The organism is Planomonospora sp. ID82291, from assembly GCF_015711645.1.
GTDB lineage: Bacteria > Actinomycetota > Actinomycetes > Streptosporangiales > Streptosporangiaceae > Planomonospora.
Map to the genome: position 1 here is coordinate 722,354 of NZ_JABTEX010000001.1, position 16,709 is coordinate 739,062.

Below are 16,709 nucleotides of genomic sequence, written 5' to 3' on the forward strand. Positions count from 1 at the left end.
CTCCCGCGCACAGCTTTACCCACCTTGACGGAGTTGTCAGCCTGACGTACCACCGCGGATGTAGCGGATCCCGAGCCTCCGGGCGGACGTGCAGGCCAGGCGGGCGGGCGTAGGGTGCTGGCGTGCGCACCCGACCCCGCTGGACCGACCGGATGCTCCCGCTGGTCGTGGGGGCCGTCCAGGTCGCGACCAACTACGGAGCGCAGGACAACCAGCCCGAGCGGCTCCCGGTGGACCCGCTCGGCGTCGCCCTGCTGCTCGCCGGGCCGCTCGCCCTGTTCTGGCGGCGGCGCCACCCGGTGCTCACCCTGGCCGTCACCCTCGTCACGATGATCGTCTTCGTCTCCCTGGGCTACGCCTACGGCCCGATCTTCTTCAGCCCGGCCATCGCGCTCTACCGCGCCCTCGTCCTCGGCCACCGGCGGACCGCCTGGACGGCCGCGGCGGCGACCTACGCGTTCTTCCTCGTCCACACCACCTGGCTGGCGCCCGTCCCCAGCCCGGGTCTGTGGCACTCCCTGGCGATGGCCGCCGTCATGGGGGTGCTGCTGGCCGCGGGCGAGTTCGCGCGGGCCAGGCGGGAGCGCAGGACCGAGCGGGAGCGGACGGCGCGGGAGGAGACGCGGCGGCAGGTCAGCGAGGAGCGGCTGACCATGGCCCAGGAGCTGCACGACGTGCTCGCGCACAACATCTCGCTCATCCACGTCCAGGCCTCCACCGCGCTGCACCTGATCGACGACCACCCCGAGCAGGCCCGCACCGCGCTCGCCACGATCAAGCAGGCCTCCAAGGACGTGCTGACCGAGATGCGCTCGGTGATCGGTGTCCTGCGCGACGACGCCCCGCGCTCCCCCACCGCCGGGCTGGACCGGCTGGGCGAGCTGGTCGGGCGGAGCGGCCTCGACGTCACCGTGGAGACCGCCGGAGGCGTCCGGCCGCTCCCCCCGGGCGTCGAGCGGGCCGGGTACCGCATCGTGCAGGAGGCCCTCACCAACGCGCGCCGCCACGCCCCCGGCTCCTCCGTCGCGGTCCTGCTGGAGTACGGCGCCCGCGAGCTGCTGATCCGGGTCACCGACTCCGGCGCTCCCCGGATCCCTCCTGCGGGTCCGGACGGCCGCCCGGCCGGTGTCCCCGGCGGGGATTCAGGCGGGGACGCCGGAGGAAGACCCGGCGGGGACGCCGGAGAGCGACTGGGCGGCGGGAACGGCATCCCCGGCATGCGCGAGCGTGCCGCCGCGCTCGGCGGCGCCCTGACCGCGGGCCCCTTCGGACCGGGCTTCCGCGTCGAGGCGCGGCTGCCCATCCCTGAGCCGGTGCGCGACGGCCGCACCGGGCAGGACGCCGCCGCGTCCGTCCCGGCCAGGGCGCCGGGCAGGACACCGGAGCAGATGCAGGGGACATCGGGCAGGACGCCGGGGAGGACACCGTGACGCCCGCGCCCGACCAGAGCCGTGACGACGCCCCCGCCCGAGGAGACGACGTGATCAGGATCGTCCTCGCCGACGACCAGGCCCTGGTCCGGGCCGGGTTCCGGGCGCTGCTCGACGCCCAGCCCGGGATGGCCGTGGTGGCCGAGGCCGCCGACGGGGCCGAGGCCCTCGCCCTGGCGGAGGAGCACCGGCCGGACGTGGTCCTGATGGACGTCCGGATGCCCGGCATGGACGGGCTCACCGCCACCCGGCGCATGCCCCCCGGGCCGAGGGTCATCATCCTGACCACGTTCGAGCTCGACGAGTACGTCTTCGAGGCCCTCCGGGGCGGCGCCAGCGGCTTCCTGGTCAAGGACACCGAGCCCGCCGAGCTGATCCAGGCCGTCCGCGTCGTCGCCGCCGGGGACGCCCTGCTCTCCCCCGGGGTGACCCGGCGGCTGATCGCCGAGTACGCCGGCCGCGCCAAGGAGCCCGTCGCCGGGACGGACCTGTCCGCGCTCACCGACCGGGAGCGCGAGGTCCTCGCCCTGGTGGGCACCGGGATGACGAACGACGAGATCGCCCGCGAGCTCTTCATGAGCCCCGCGACGGCCAAGACCCACGTCAGCCGCACCATGACCAAGCTGCACGCCCGCGACCGCGCCCAGCTCGTCGTCATCGCCTACGAGTCCGGCCTGGTCCGCCCCGGCTGGGCCTGAACTCCTCGCGATCCGATCAGACGTTTGCGATACTGACCGTGTTCACGGGAACACGAAGGGACACGCGATCATGGTCATGACGTCACGGCGGCAGCCCGCCGACCTGCGCCCCACCCCCGAGACGGCGTCCCGGCCCCTGCCCAGCACCGCGCGCGAGCTGTTCGACGCGCTCCCGCAGCTCCCCGGGCTGCGGACCGAAGTCATCGACGGGAGTCTGATAGTGAGTCCGGTAGGCACCCCCGAGCATGCCAGGATCGCAATGCGCCTCTATTCCGCATTGCTGCCGATCATCGAGGAGAGAGGCTGGGATGGTTTCAGCGGCAACGTCGACGTCTCCATCGACGGCCCCCGCGACCCGGTCGAGCCGGACTTCGTGCTGGCCCCCGCCGACTGCCCCCGCTGGGGCACGCGCGAACTGCTCTCCTCCGGCCTGTTCATGGTCGCCGAGATCGTCTCTCCCGGCAGCGTCATCGACGACCGCGACCGCAAGCCCGATCTCTACGCCATGGGCCTGGTCCCCGTGATGCTCCTCATCGACCCCGTCGCCGCCCCCGCCACCGTGACCGTCTTCAGCGACCCCAAGGGGGGCGAGTACCAGACCGTCTCCCGCGTCGCCGTGGGCAGCCCCCTCCACCTCCCCGCGCCCGTCGACTTCACCCTGGACACCTCGATCTTCGCCGACGCCCTCGGATAGTCCGGGTCGCCCCGCCCTCGCTCCTCCGTCGTGGCCGCGGGTGAGCGAAGTGTCACTGTTCGCTCACGCCGGGGGCGGTTAGCGTTCGGGGCGTGGAGACCCGGGCGGGGGGCGGTCGTTGAGCGCCGAGGTGATCACGTTGTTCACCGGCGGTCTGGCCGCCGGGCTGGCGGCGGGCACCGCCTCGTGCACGGCGGCGCAGGGCGGGTTGCTGGCCGGGCTGGCCTCCGGAGCCCGCCGGTCCCCTCGAGGCCGTGGAACACCCGGCGAGCCGTCCGGGAGCGGCGGTGCGCCCGGCGGGACGTCCCGGAGCCGCGCCGCGCCCGACGGGACGCCCGGAGGTCCGAACCCTCCCGCAGGCGGCGGGCCGTCCGGGACCGCCGGCGGGGTGTGCCGGACGCCCGCCGGACAGTCGGGCCCGAAGGCCGTCGCCCTCTTCCTCGCCGGACGGCTCGCCTCCCACGTGGCGGCCGGGGTCCTGCTCGGCCTGGTGGGCTCCGCCGTACGGCTCGGCCCTCCGGTCCGGGCGGCGCTGCTCGTCGCGGCCGGGATCGCGGTCGCCGTCTTCGGGCTCCAGTCGCTCGTCCGCGGCTCCGCTCCGTGCCCGCCGGTCGTGTCCGCGCTCCGCGCCGGTCCCGCGCCCTCCGCCCGGCGGGCCGTGCTGCTGGGGGCGGCGACGGTCCTGGTGCCCTGCGGGGTCACGCTCAGCACGGAGGCGGTGGCGGTCTCCAGCGGCTCGGCGGCGGGCGGGGCGGCCGTCATGGCCGGGTTCGCGGCGGGCACCGCGCCCGCGTTCGCGCTGCTGGGGCTGGTGCTGCGGCGGGTGGCCGCGACCCGGCTGGCGGCACTGGCCGGGGTGGCCGCGCTGGTCGCGGGCCTGTGGACCGCCGGCTCCGGGCTCCGGCTGGGCGGTTGGCTCCCCTCCCCCGGCGGCGCGGTGGGTGCGGCGGCCGCCGCGTCACCGGTGCGGCCGGTCGGCGCCGACGGCGTGCAGCGGATCGACGTGTGGGCGACGGACCGCGGCTACCGGCCCGGGATCGCGACCGCCCGCGCGGGGGTTCCCACCGAGATCTCCTTCCACCTCGCTGGGACACCGGGCTGCACCCGGTCGCTCACCGTCGACGGCCGCGACGTGGCGCTGCCCGCCGTGGTACGGCTCGCCCCGCGCCGTCCGGGGTCACTGCGTTACGTCTGCTCGATGGGGATGTACGTCGGCTTCATCACCTTCATCTGAGCTTGTCTTTTAACCGCTGACCTTCGCATATGCCGTGAATGGCTGGTTGGGGACACGGCCGCCTGTAGCGGGCTGTATCCATTCAGACTACGAACACGATCCGGCCAGCTCCGAGTCACGGGTGTACTGGGCGATGACCGATGTGATGTCCCGCCGGCTGACCGGCCCTTCCGCTCCTGTCCCGCGCGGCACGTGAGCGCCCCGGACCCCGGCGCGTGGCTGCTGGACCGGATCGACGCCCGCGAGAAGGCGCTGACCGGCCACATCGAACAGATCCAAGCCCAGATCGAGGAGTTGACCGTCCGCCTGCGGGATCTCGACCAGGACCTCGATCATCTGCGGATCACCCGCAAGACCTTGCTCGTCCTGGCCGACGAGCCCGATGCGCCATCCCCGCCGCCATCGGCTCCCGCAGTGCCCGACCATCCCGCCTACCAGCAGATTCTCGCCCTCATGGCCGACATCGGCCGGCCCTCACGAGCGCGGGACCTCTGCTTGGCCCTGGACCTGCCCCTGGCGCGTAAGAACATCGAGAACACCCGCGCCAAGCTCAAGCGCCTGGTAGGCCTGGGCATTCTCGTGGAGATCGAGCCGGGGTTGTTCGCTCAGCCGCGTCCATGGCCCGGCAACGAGCCCGCGACCAGCCTTCCTCATGCAGCACAAGCGACCAAAAGGACATCAACGGCGGCGGTGTGACATTCCTTCCTTACGCGGTCACCGCGACCCACTGGGCGGGCGGCGCGGACACCCGGTGCCCACCGTGCCGCCATTCACCCTCCCCGATCATGAAGTGGCCGCTAACGTGTTCGAGTCCGCACACGGCAGGCGGGCGGTCGATGAGGCGGGGGGTGTTTCGCATGCTGACCGGACGCAGATACCGGCTGGAGTTCGACGACGGGCAGAGACTGACCGCCGAGCGGATCACCGCCGTGTGCCGGTCGGTGTGGAACACCGCCCTGGAGCAGCGCCGCGCCTACCGCAGGCGGGGCGCGTTCATCGGCTACGCCGAGCAGTGCAGGCAACTCGCCGACGCCAAGACCGACTTCCCCTGGCCGGCCACCGCTCCCGCGCAGGCTTTGCAGCAGACGCTCAAGGACCTGGATACGGCGTGCCGGCGGCACGGCACCTGGAAGGTCCGCTGGAAGGCCCGGGCCCGGTGGCGGCCGTCGTTCCGGTTCCCCACCCCCAAGCACATCCCGGTCCAGACGGTCAACCGCCGGTGGGCGCGGGTGTTCCTACCCAAGCTCGGCTGGGTGCGCTTCCGGCTGTCGCGGCCGCTGGGCGGGGCGGTGCGCTCGGCGACCGTCTCCCGCGACGGCGCCCACTGGTTCATCTCCTTCCTCATCGAGGACGGGCAGTCCACCCCGCAGGTCCATGCCCGCCCCGAGGCGACGGTCGGGGTGGACCGGGGCGTGGTGAGCGCCGCGGTCACCTCCGAGGGGGAGTTCTTCGACCGCCGCCACGCCACCGCCACCGGCGTGTCCGCACTGGTGCCGCCGACGGCGGGGAAAACCGGGCGGGTGGCCGATCAGGGTTATCTGTCGGCCGGTGAGGCGCAGCGGTATGTGCGCCTGCAGCGCCGTCTGGCGCGGGCGCGCAGGGGCTCGGCCCGCCGCAAGCAGGTGGTGCGTGCCCTGGGGGTGATCATGGGGCGGGTGCGGCGGCGGCGGGCGGACTTCACCGCCCAGGCCGAGCACCGGCTGACCCGCGACTACGCGCACATCGTGCTGGAGGACCTGCACGTGCGCGTGATGACCGCCTCGGCGTCCGGCACGGCCGCGGCGCCGGGTGCGCGGGTGGCGCAGAAGTCCGGCCTGAACAAGGCGATCCTGGACAAAGGCTGGTACGGACTGGAGGTCGCGGTCCGCTCGGCGGCTCGCTACACCGGCAGCCTCGTCAGTACGGTTCCGGCCGCGTACACGTCCCAGACGTGCTCGGTGCCGGCCTGCGGGCGGGTGGATGCGAAGAGCCGCGAGAGCCAAGCGCTCTTCCGCTGCACCGCCTGCGGGCACACCGAGCACGCCGACGTGAACGCGGCGAAATGCATCAGAATCAAAGGACAGGCGGCCGGGCCGGTCGTCTCAGGGCGTGGAGACTGCGGGGATGCCCGGGTCGGTGAAGCGCCAAGCACCCGTTCCACAGCGCGCCGCGGGCTGCCGCGTGAGCGGCACGGGAATCCCCGTCCCCTCAGGGCGGGGAGCAGGTCAAGCTCCGCTGCCGATCGGTCGCGTGCGAACCTGTGGTTTGGCTGCGAGGAGGAGAGACATGGGGTGGTGGCCGGAGGATCCGGAGACGACCATGGCGGCTCTGGTGCCCGCTCCCCGGAGCACCGGGCAGGACGCCCCGGGCGCCACGGGCGACACCGGTGAGGTGGACCGCGCGGACCGTACGGACGGCACCGGTGAGGCGAACGGCGCGGACCGCGCAGGCCACACGGACCGCGCGGACGGTGCGGACCGCGCGGACGGTGCGGACGGTGCGGTCGACGAGACGGCTCTGCTGCGGGCCGCCGAGGGCGGCGACGCGCACGCCGCGCACCTGCTCGGCCGCCGCCACGCGCAGCGGGGCGACCGGTCGACGGCGCGGCACTGGTGGGAGCGGGCCGCGGCCGCGGGCAACCTGGACAGCGCCTACAACCTCGGCGTGTGGCACGAGAAGCACGGCAGTCTCGACGAGGCCGTGCGCTGGTACGAACGGGCCGCGGACGGCGGCGACGTCGAGGCCGCGCTCAACCTGGCCACGCTCCTGATGGAGCAGCACGGCGACCTGCCTGCGGCCCGGCGGTGGTTCGAGGCCGCGGCCCGGGCGGGCTCCCGGCCCGCGGCCCGGAGGCTGGCCCTGATCTGCGAGGACGCCGGCGAACCGAACGAGGCCGGGGAGTGGCACCGCAGGGCCGCCCTGGACGGCGACCCGCTCTCGGCGCACGATCTCGGCTTCCTCGCCTACTCCTCCGGCGCCGAGGACGAGGCGCTGCGCTGGTGGGAACTGGCCGCCCGCAACGGCCACGCGGACGCGGCCTACCACCTCGGCCTGCTCATGGCCGCCCACCGCGACCCGGAGGGCGCCGAGGCGTGCTACCGGATGGCCGCCCGGAACGAGCATCCGGGCGCCGCCTCGCGGCTCGGCGGGATCGCGCTGGCCCGCGGCGACCTGCGCACCGCCCGCGCCTGGTTCGAGCAGGCCGCGCAGGCGGGCCGGATCGACGACCAGCGGACGGCCGGTTTCGTCTGCGTGGAGCTGAAGGACCCCCACGCGGCCAGCCACTGGTTCGGCCGGGCGGCGGCCTGCGGCGACGCGGAGTCCGCCTTCAACTTCGGGCTGCTGCTCATCGCGGAGCTGAACGACCTGAAGGGCGGGCAGCACTGGTTCCGCCAGGCGGCGCTCGCGGGTCACCGCCAGGCGGCGGCCGAACTGGCGGCGCTGCTCTCGATGACCGGTGCGGCTCCGGAACTGACCGAGCTCTACCGGAGCGAGCCGTGGCCGCCCTCTCCGCCGTCGTCGCCGTGGGACCGTACGGCCGAGCCCGAGCTGGTCGCCCGCGCCGAGCTGACGGCCGCCGCCGTGGCCCGCCGGGGCGGCGCCGCGCTCGCCCCCGGCGACCTGACCGAGATCCTCGGCACCTGGGACCTGGTCACCCGGCCGCTGCTCGACCACACCGGCGTCGTGGACTGGCTGGCCGAGCGGAGCGGGCTGCACCGGGGGGCGGTCGAGCACCTGAGCGCGGTCAGGGCCACGCTGCTCCGGCCGGGCAGCGCACCCTGGCCGACCCCGGCCGAGATCGAGCACGTCCTGGTGACCGCCCGCGAGCTGCGGAGCCGCCTGGAGACACGCTGACGCCGCCCGGCCGTACCCGCCGCCGACGGGCGGCGGGGCACGTCGCGCCCGCCGCCGGTGGGCGGGCGGCGGGCGTCACGACCCGGACGGCCGGGCGTCACGTCACGCCGGGCGTCACGTCACGACCGGGCGAGCACCTCGGAGACCGGGGTGAACGGCAGGCCGAGGGCGGCGGCCACCGGCTCGTTGGTCAGCAGGCCCGCGTGGGTGTTGAGGCCCGGGGCGAGGGTCGCGTCCTGCCGCAGGGCCTCCCGCCAGCCCAGGTCGGCGAGCCTGACCGCGTACGGCAGGGTCGCGTTGGTCAGCGCGCGGGTGGAGGTGTTGGCCACCGAGCCCGGCATGTTGGCCACGCAGTAGAAGATCGAGTCGTGCACCCGGTAGGTCGGCTCGGCGTGCGTGGTCGGGCGGGAGTCCTCGAAGCAGCCGCCCTGGTCGATCGCGATGTCGACGAGCACGGAGCCCGGCTTCATCCGGGAGACCAGGTCGGTGGAGACGAGGGTCGGGGCCTTGGCGCCCGGGATCAGCACCGCGCCGATGACCAGGTCGGCCTCCAGGACCTCCTGCTCGATCGCGTAGGAGGTCGAGACCAGGGTCGTCATCCGCCCCCGGTAGACGGCGTCGATGAAGCGCAGGCGGTCGACGTCGAGGTCGAGGACCGTGACGTCCGCGCCCATGCCGACCGCGATCTGGGCCGCGTTGAGGCCGGAGACGCCGGCGCCGATGACGACGACCTTGGCCGGCGCCACGCCGGGCACGCCGCCGGGGAGCAGGCCCCGGCCGCCGTTGGAGCGCATCAGGTGGTAGGCGCCGACCTGCGGGGCCAGCCGGCCGGCGACCTCCGACATCGGGGCGAGCAGCGGCAGGGCGCTCCCGGACTGGACGGTCTCGTAGGCGATGCCGGTGACCCCCCGCTCCAGGAGGGCGTCGGCGCACGCGCGGCCGGCCGCCAGGTGCAGGTAGGTGAAGAGCACCTGGCCGGGGCGCATGCGGGGGTACTCCTCCGCGATCGGCTCCTTGACCTTGAGGACCAGGTCGGCCTCCTGCCACACCGCGTCCGCGGAGTCGGCGATCTTGGCGCCGGCCGCCAGGTAGTCCTCGTCGGGGAAGTGCGAGCCGAGGCCCGCGCCGCGCTGCACGGACACCTCGTGGCCGTGGCGGACGAGTTCGTGCACGCCGGCCGGGGTGGCGGCGACGCGGTACTCGTGGTTCTTGACCTCGGCGGGCACACCGATCTTCATGGGGGGTTTCCTTTCCGGAGCTCCGGCGGGACGGAGGGGGTCAGAGCCGGTTCCACGCCTCGGTCAGCACGGAGCGCAGGATCGACTCCATCTCGTCGAACTCCTTCGGGCCGCAGATGAGCGGCGGGGCGAGCTGGATCACGGGGTCTCCGCGATCGTCGGCACGGCAGTACAGGCCCGCGTCGTAGAGGGCCTTGGAGAGGAACCCGCGGAGCATCCGTTCGGACTCGTCCGCGGTGAAGGTCTCCTTGGTCGCCTTGTCCTTGACGAGCTCGATGCCCCAGAAGAATCCGGAGCCGCGCACGTCGCCGACGATCGGCAGGTCGAGGAGACGCTCCAGGGTCGCGCGGAAGACCGGCTCGTTACGGGTCACGTGACCGAGCAGGTCCTCGCGCTCGAAGAGGTCGAGGTTGGCCAGCGCCACCGCTGCGGAGACGGGGTGGCCGCCGAAGGTGTAGCCGTGGGCGAACATCTCGGTGCCGTTCTTGAACGGCTCGAAGAGGCGCTCGGAGGCGATCATGGCGCCGATCGGCGAGTAGCCGCTCGTCATGCCCTTGGCGCAGGTGATGATGTCGGGGACGTAGTCGAACTTCTGCCCGCCGAACATGGTGCCCAGCCGGCCGAAGGCGCAGATGACCTCGTCGGAGACGAGCAGCACGTCGTAGGCGTCGCAGATCTCGCGCAGCCGCCGGAAGTAGCCGGGCGGCGGCGGGAAGCAGCCGCCGGCGTTCTGCACCGGCTCGACGAAGACGGCGGCCACGGTCTCCGGGCCCTCCATCTCGATGGCGCGGGCGACCCGCTCGGCGGCCCAGTGGCCGTACTGCTCGGGGGTCATGCCGGGGACGCCGGTGATCTCGTCGGCGCGGTAGTGGTTGGTGTTCGGCACCCGGACCGAGCCCGGCACCAGCGGTTCGAACATCACCTTGAAGGCGGGCACGCCGGTGATCGACAGGGCGCCCTGGGTGGTGCCGTGGTAGGCGATCTGGCGGCTGATCACCTTGTGCTTGAGCGGCTTACCGGTGATCTTGAAGTACTGCTTGGCGAGCTTCCAGGCGGTCTCGACGGCCTCGCCGCCGCCGGTGGTGAAGAAGACCCGGTTCAGGTCGCCGGGGGTCTGCGCGGCCAGGCGCTGGGCCAGCTCGGCGGCCTTGGGGTGCGCGTAGGACCACAGGGGGAAGAAGGCCAGCTCCTGGGCCTGCTTGGCGGCGGCCTCGGCCAGCTCGCTGCGCCCGTGCCCGGCCTGCACGACGAACAGCCCGGCCAGGCCATCGAGGTAGCGCTTGCCGTCGACGTCGTAGACGTAGGCGCCCTCGCCCCGCGTGATCATCGGCACGTCGGCGCCGGCGTAGGAGCCGTGCCGGGTGAAGTGCATCCACAGGTTGTCCTGCGCGGCCTTCATGACCGACGTCGCGTCGGTGTTCTCGGGGTGCGTCATCGCCATCTTCCCTCGGTGAGCTGGGCTCCCCACAGTGTGCACACCACGCCGGAGTCTTGACAAGTGAAAGCGTTGGACCATGTGGTGACAACGCCGGAATCCGCGCCCGATTCGCCGGAAGGCAACGAAATCAGCGATGCCCCCCCTCTCTGGCGGCCCCGGAACCGCACCGGAACCGCACCGGAGCCACCCGGGAGCCAGCCGGGAGCCACCCCGGGCCGGGCACGGTGGAGCGGGGCGCCGGGCGCGGCGGAGCGGGGCGCCGGCCTGCCGCGGAGGGGGTGCGGCGCCGGGATGCGGCCGTACGGCACCCGGGCACGGCCGTACGGCGGCTGTGCTCAAATAGGGGGAGGACCAGCTGTCGAGATGCGAGGGAAAGTGTTGACTCCTGACGAGATCGAGGGCGCCGTCGCCGCGGACCTGCCCCGGGCGATCGAAGAGCTCAAGCGGCTCGTCTCCATCCCCTCGGTGGCCTTCCCCGGCCATCCGGAGGAGCCGGTGCGCGCGGCCGCCGCATTGACCGAGGAACTGCTGCGCGGCGCGGGCCTGCCGAACGTCCGGCAGATCCCGGTGGAGGGCAGCTTCCCCGCCGTCTACGCCGAGGCCCCCGCCCCGCCGGGCGCGCCGACCGTGCTGCTCTACGCCCACTACGACGTCCAGCCCGCGGGCGACCCGGCCCTGTGGCGCACCCCGGCCTTCGAGCCGACGGAGATCGACGGGGCGATCCACGGCCGCGGCGCCGCCGACGACAAGTCCGGCATCATCTCCCACGTCGCCGCGCTCCGCGTCTTCCAGGGCCGCTTCCCGGTGGGCGTCCGCGTCCTCATCGAGGGCCAGGAGGAGTACGCCGGGGAGCGCCTGGAGGCGTTCGTCGAGCGCAACCCCGAGCTGGTCCGGGCCGACACGATGATCATCGCCGACACCGGCAACCCCCGGGTGGGCGACCCGTCGGTGACCACCTCGCTGCGCGGCATGGGGGCGTTCACCATCGAGGTGCGCACCCTGGAGGAGCCGCTGCACAGCGGCTCGTTCGGCGGCGCGGCCCCGGACGCCCTGGCCGCGCTCATCCGGATGCTCGCCGCCCTGCACGACGACCACGGCGACATCCGCGTCCCCGGCCTGCCGCGCGGCACCTTCCTGGGGGTCGGGCCGTCGGAGGAGGAGTTCCGCGAGACCGCCGGCGTGCTGGACGGGGTCTCGCTGGTCGGCTCCGGCTCGCTCGCCGACCGCCTGTGGGCCTCCTACGCCATCACCGTCACCGGCCTGGACGTGCCGACCGTCTCCGGCGCGATCAACGCGGTCCAGCCCGCGGCCAGGGCCCGCGTCACCGTGCGCGTCCCCCCGGCGGGCGATCCCAAGACGACGATCGAGGCCGTGGTCGACTTCCTCCAGCAGGTCGCGCCCTGGGGCGTCCGCGTGGACGTCACCGACTACACGATGGGCTCGGGCTTCCTCGCCGACACGGCGGGCCCGGCCCGCTCCGCGCTCAACCGGGCCATGGAGCGCGCCTACGGCCGCCCGCCGCGCGACGTCGGCGCGGGCGGCTCGATCCCGCTGGTCTCCACCCTGGTCAGGCAGTTCCCCGCGGCCGAGGTCCTGCTCTTCGGGGCCGAGGACGACGGCGCCTCGATCCACGCGCCCAACGAGCGGCTCGTCGTCGAGGAGCTCCGCCGCACGATCGTCTCCGAGGCGCTCTTCCTGCAGGAGTACGGCTCCACCGGCGCGGCCTGATCCGCCGGACGGCCCCGCCCGCGCAGGGCGGGGCTTTTTCCTGTGCTATTTTTTGTACTGACCAGTCAGTTCATAAAGGAGGGCGCCGGTGTCCGGAGGGGTGGCCGTGCACGCGGCCGGGTTGTCCCTGGAGGGCCGGCACGGGCCGGTCTACCGCGGCATCGACCTGGACGCCCCGGCGGGCAGCCTCACCGCCCTCGCCGGGCGGACGGGCAGCGGCCGGAGCAGCCTGCTGCTCACCCTGGCCGGGCGGATGCGCCCCACCGCGGGGGTGCTCTCCGTCGCCGGGCACACCCGGCCGCGGGCGATCCGGCGGGTCGCCGCGCTGGGCCTGGTCGACGGGGTCAACGACCTGGAGAGGTCGCTGACCGTCCGCGAGCACGTGCACGAGCGCTCCCGGGGCCTGTTCTGGAACGCCCGGAGCGCGGGCCTGGCCGCGGCCGCGCTGGAGCGGGCCGGACTGGACCTCTCCCCCGACGACCGCACCCTGGTCCGCGAGCTCGACCGCGAGCAGCGGGTACGGCTCGGCGTCGCGCTCGCCCTGCTCGACGAGCCGGGGCTGCTCGCACTCGACAACGTCGACGCCGGCCTCCCCGGCGACCGGCGCGCCGCGCTCTGGACGACCCTGGAGGACCTGGCCGCGCAGGGACTGACCATCGTCGCCTCCTGCACCGAGAGCCCCCTGCCGCGGACGCCGCCCCGGCCCCTCGACCGACCCCTCGACCGACCCCGGCCCCTCGACCGGCCCCTCGACCGGCCCCTGCCCGGGACCCTCCATCAGACCCTGCACCTGCACCCGCCCGGCCCACCGGAGGCCGGGGGCGCATCCGACGAAGAGGAGCAGCGATGAGACCGGTCCGGCTGGGACGGCTGGAACTGCGGCGCTTCACCCGCTCGCGGCTCACCCGGGCCGCGCTGGCGGGCGTGGTGATGCTGCCGCTGCTCTACGCCGGGCTGTACCTGTGGTCTTTCTGGGACCCGCAGGGGAACCTGGAGAACATCCCGGTGGCGCTCGTCATGGAGGACCGCCCGGCCGAGGCCGGCGGCGAGACCGTCGACGCGGGCCGGGAGCTGGCCGACGAGCTCGTCGAGCGCGAGGTCTTCGCCTGGCGCCGGGTGAACGCCCGCCAGGCCGCCGACGGCGTCGCCGACGGCTCCTTCTACCTCTCCCTGACGATCCCCGCCGACTTCAGCGCCCGGCTCGCCTCCCCCTCCGGCGACGGCACGCCGACCCCGGCGGAGCTGGGCGTCACGGTGGACACCGGCCGCAGCTACATCATGGGCACCATCTCCGACGCGGTGTTCGCCGAGGTCAAGGACGCCGCGAGCCGTACGGCGCTCAAGGACTACTGGGACGGCGTCTTCGTCTCCTTCGGCGAGCTGCACGACGCGACCGCCAAGGCCGCCGACGGCGCGGACAGGCTCCACGACGGCAGCCGCAAGGCCCTGGACGGCACCGGCGCGCTCGGCCGGGGAGCCGGTGAGCTGAGCGACGGGCTCGGCCGGCTCAGGACCGGCACCCGGCGGCTCTCCACCGGCCTGGGCACCGCCGCCACCGCCACGGGGAAGCTCACCGCCGGAGCGGCGAAGCTGACCGCGGGCCTGACCGAGGCCGCGGACGGCTCCCGGAAGCTGGGCCGCGGCCTCGGCGAGCTCACCGACGGCGCCCGGCAGGTCGCCGACGGCAACGCGGAGGCCTACCGGCAGGTCCACGCCCAGGTGCCCAAGGCCGACCGGGCGGCGGACGCCGTCGTGCCCGTCCTGAAGGAGGGGAGCGCCCGGCTGCGCGCCCTCGCCCGCGCCCTGGAGCAGGACGCCGAGACGGCGGCCGCCGCCGACGGCGCGCAGGGGGCGCCCGCCCAGGTGCGGCAGGAGGCCGGGCAGGCCCGGGAGCAGGCCGAACTGCTGCTGGGCCTGCTGGAGAGCGACCCCGGAGCCGATCCGGAACTGCGGGCCGCCGCCCGCCGGCTCGCGCAGTCCACCGGCCAGGTCGCGAGCGGCCTCGCCGACGGAGCGGCGGACGCCCCCGCGGACGGCGCCGGCGAGGCCCTCGCCCGGCTCCGGCGGAGCGCCCCCCGCGTGGCGGAGGCCGCCCGGTACGCCGACCACCTGGCCGACCGCGCATCCGGTGCGGCGCGCACGATCGACGAGGCCCGGGACGCGGTGCACCGGCTCGACGAAGGGCTCGGCACGCTCGCCGACGGCTCGGCGAAGGTCCACCGGGGTCTCCAGGACGCCTCGGCCGCCAACGGAAAGATCACCTCCGGCGTGGTGAGGCTCGGCGACGGGGCGGGCGAGCTCTCCGGCGGGCTCACCGAGCTCGGCGGCGGCGTGGCCAGGCTCCGCGACGGGGCCGCTCAGGCGGACGCCGGGACCGGAGCCCTGCAGGACGGGACGGGCCGGCTCGCCGGCGGCATCGACCGGCTCGCCGGCGGGCTCGGCGAGCTGGCCGACGGCTCGCGCGAGCTGAGCCGCAGGCTCGGCGACGGGGCCGGGGAGATCCCCGACTACGACGCCGCCGAGCGCGCCGGCCGTACCGAGATGATGAGCGAGCCCGTCACTCTGGCCAGCTCCGTCCTCAACGAGGTGCCCGACTACGGCACCGGCTTCGCGCCGTTCTTCGTCCCGCTGGCGCTCTGGGTCGGCGCGATGGTCGCCTACATGGTGCTCCGTCCGCTCAACCCGCGCCTCCTGGCCGGTACGGCCCCCGCCTGGCGGATCGCCGTGGGCGGCTGGGTGCCCGGACTGGCGCTGGGCGCGGCGCAGGTCGGCGTGCTGGCGGCGGTGCTCCGGTTCGCCCTCGGCCTCCAGGCCGCGCACTGGGCCGGGACGATCGGGATCCTGCTGCTCACCACGGCCGCGTTCCTGGCGATCGTGCAGGCGGTCAACGCCCTGCTGGGCGCGCCCGGCCGCGTCGCGGTGCTGGCGCTGCTCATGCTCCAGCTCACCTCCGCCGCCGGGACCTATCCGATCGAGACCTCGCCCGGCTTCTTCCAGACGATCTCGCCGTGGCTGCCCATGAGCTGGGTGGTCAGCGCGCTGCGGCGGCTGATCAGCGGCGGCGACCCGACCGTGGTCTGGCAGGCCTGCGGGGTGCTGGTCCTGTGGACCGCCCTGGGGCTGGCGCTGAGCGTCTGCGCCGTGCACCGGGGACGGACCTGGTCGATGCGCCGCCTCCACCCCGAGCTGGCGCTGTGACTACCGTGGTGCCCATGACAGCGAGCGGCCGACGGGCCGAGACGAGGCTGCGGCTGTTCGGCGCGGCGGTGGAGCTGATCGCGGAGCAGGGCTACACCGCGACCACCGTGGACGCGATCGCCGAGCGGGCCGGGGTGGCCAAGGGCACGGTGTTCTACAATTTCGGCACCAAGGAGGCCCTGTTCTCCGGCCTGCTCGACCACGGGGTGGGGCTGCTGTCCGCCGCCCTGTCCGGGGCCGCCGCCGGGGAGACCGCGCTCGAGGCCCTGGACGCGGTGGTCATGGCGCAGCTGCGGTTCTTCGAGGAGTACGGCGCGTTCGCCCGGGTACTGCTGGCCGAGATGTGGCGCACCGCCTGGCGGGACGCGGTGGCCGGGCTCCGCCGGGACGCGCTCGGCGTCTACGCCGGCGTGCTGCGCCGGGCCGTGGCCGAGGGCGCGGTCCGCGACGACCTGGACGTCGAGACCGCGGCGACCGCCGTGTTCGGGATGGTGCTGACCGTCGCGATCGAGCGTAAGGCCCTCCACCCCGACCGCCCGATCGAGCGGCTCCACGCCACCCTGATGGACCTCCTGCGCGGCCGGGCCACCGGGTAGGCGCCCCGGGGCCGCCCGGCTCAGCGCACGGGCAGGTCGTAGGTGCGGCGCACGCTCGTGGGCTCGACGCCCAGGTCGGCTCCGTAGACGTGCAGCGAGATCGCGGTGACGTCGCCGACGTTGTGCACCTTGTGGATGTCGCCGGGCGGGGCGAAGCCGCTGACGTCGCCGGTGCGGTTGGCGGTGCGGCCGATCTCGGTCAGGTGGTCGCCCTCGTCGCGGTAGAGCGTCTCGTACTCCACGCCCTGGAGGACGCCGAAGGCGCACCAGGCGATGTGGTCGTGCGGCCGGGTGCCCTGGCCGGGGCGCCACACCACCGCGACGACCGAGAAGCCGGGCTCGGTGTGCAGGGTGTGCCGGACGTAGCTCTCCGGGCCGCCGGCCCGCTCCTCCTCGGTGAGGACCTCCGGGGCGGGCAGCCGCCCGCGGAGCAGCTCCGCGACGGCGAAGGCCGTGGCGCGGGGCGCGGCCGGCCTCCTCACCACTTCCCGGATCCCTCCGACCAGCTCGGTGAGTCCGGGGCGCGCGAGCGTCATCATTCCCGTGGCTCCAGCGTGTCGCCTCACCCACATATGACGTCTAATACCCATCTTTCTGCTGATTCATCGATGACGTCGGCAG

General features: G+C 74.3%; 14 protein-coding genes. 11 read left to right on the forward strand and 3 right to left on the reverse strand.

Annotated elements, in window-relative coordinates; all coding sequences use genetic code 11:
• Window positions 1–122: 122 nt before the first annotated feature.
• The 7 genes from HS045_RS03085 (at window position 123) to HS045_RS03115 (ending at window position 7,890) form a co-directional block, all read left to right on the forward strand.
• Complete coding sequence (locus HS045_RS03085) at window positions 123–1,430, forward strand: sensor histidine kinase (RefSeq protein WP_196449648.1); 1,308 nt, start codon at window positions 123–125, stop codon at window positions 1,428–1,430.
• A gap of 50 nt (window positions 1,431–1,480) precedes the next feature.
• Window positions 1,481–2,128, forward strand: coding sequence for a response regulator transcription factor (locus HS045_RS03090; RefSeq protein ID WP_196451021.1), 648 nt, complete (start codon window positions 1,481–1,483; stop codon window positions 2,126–2,128).
• 70 nt (window positions 2,129–2,198) lie between these two features.
• Entirely contained in the window at window positions 2,199–2,822 is a 624-nt protein-coding gene (locus tag HS045_RS03095; protein ID WP_196449649.1) for a Uma2 family endonuclease, read from the forward strand.
• A 118-nt stretch (window positions 2,823–2,940) separates the two neighbouring features.
• On the forward strand, window positions 2,941–4,056 hold the full coding sequence (locus HS045_RS03100; protein WP_196449650.1) for a sulfite exporter TauE/SafE family protein: 1,116 nt from the start codon (window positions 2,941–2,943) through the stop codon (window positions 4,054–4,056).
• A 192-nt stretch (window positions 4,057–4,248) separates the two neighbouring features.
• Complete coding sequence (locus tag HS045_RS03105) at window positions 4,249–4,752, forward strand: hypothetical protein (protein WP_196449651.1); 504 nt, start codon at window positions 4,249–4,251, stop codon at window positions 4,750–4,752.
• A 161-nt stretch (window positions 4,753–4,913) separates the two neighbouring features.
• Window positions 4,914–6,425, forward strand: coding sequence for a transposase (locus tag HS045_RS03110; RefSeq protein ID WP_230883406.1), 1,512 nt, complete (start codon window positions 4,914–4,916; stop codon window positions 6,423–6,425).
• Window positions 6,355–7,890: a tetratricopeptide repeat protein gene (locus tag HS045_RS03115; RefSeq protein ID WP_230883407.1), complete on the forward strand. Its 1,536-nt coding sequence runs from the start codon at window positions 6,355–6,357 to the stop codon at window positions 7,888–7,890. The genes HS045_RS03110 and HS045_RS03115 overlap by 71 nt, the downstream gene beginning before the upstream one ends.
• A gap of 119 nt (window positions 7,891–8,009) precedes the next feature.
• Here the strand turns inward: HS045_RS03115 and ald are convergent, their stop codons facing one another.
• Both ald and HS045_RS03125 read right to left on the reverse strand, forming a co-directional pair.
• Window positions 8,010–9,128 (reverse strand): alanine dehydrogenase, encoded by a 1,119-nt coding sequence (gene ald, locus HS045_RS03120; RefSeq protein WP_196449653.1) that lies wholly within the window; start codon window positions 9,126–9,128, stop codon window positions 8,010–8,012.
• A 40-nt stretch (window positions 9,129–9,168) separates the two neighbouring features.
• Window positions 9,169–10,563, reverse strand: coding sequence for an aspartate aminotransferase family protein (locus HS045_RS03125; RefSeq protein WP_196449654.1), 1,395 nt, complete (start codon window positions 10,561–10,563; stop codon window positions 9,169–9,171).
• A 378-nt stretch (window positions 10,564–10,941) separates the two neighbouring features.
• Between HS045_RS03125 and HS045_RS03130 the strand changes: the two genes are divergently transcribed.
• The 4 genes from HS045_RS03130 to HS045_RS03145 all read left to right on the forward strand — a co-directional run bounded on the left by HS045_RS03130 (window position 10,942) and on the right by HS045_RS03145 (window position 16,088).
• A complete protein-coding gene (locus HS045_RS03130; protein ID WP_307827364.1) occupies window positions 10,942–12,294 on the forward strand; it encodes a M20/M25/M40 family metallo-hydrolase in 1,353 nt (450 codons plus the stop codon).
• An 88-nt stretch (window positions 12,295–12,382) separates the two neighbouring features.
• Window positions 12,383–13,144, forward strand: a complete 762-nt coding sequence (locus HS045_RS35755) for an ATP-binding cassette domain-containing protein (RefSeq protein ID WP_196449656.1) — start codon at window positions 12,383–12,385, stop codon at window positions 13,142–13,144.
• A complete protein-coding gene (locus HS045_RS03140; protein WP_196449657.1) occupies window positions 13,141–15,492 on the forward strand; it encodes a YhgE/Pip domain-containing protein in 2,352 nt (783 codons plus the stop codon). The genes HS045_RS35755 and HS045_RS03140 overlap by 4 nt, the downstream gene beginning before the upstream one ends.
• Window positions 15,493–15,506: 14 nt before the next feature.
• A complete protein-coding gene (locus HS045_RS03145) occupies window positions 15,507–16,088 on the forward strand; it encodes a TetR/AcrR family transcriptional regulator (RefSeq protein ID WP_196449658.1) in 582 nt (193 codons plus the stop codon).
• A gap of 20 nt (window positions 16,089–16,108) precedes the next feature.
• Here the strand turns inward: HS045_RS03145 and HS045_RS03150 are convergent, their stop codons facing one another.
• The gene (locus tag HS045_RS03150; RefSeq protein ID WP_230883408.1) at window positions 16,109–16,627 is read right to left on the reverse strand and encodes a cysteine dioxygenase family protein; all 519 of its coding nucleotides are present in this window, start codon (window positions 16,625–16,627) and stop codon (window positions 16,109–16,111) included.
• Window positions 16,628–16,709 lie beyond the last annotated feature (82 nt).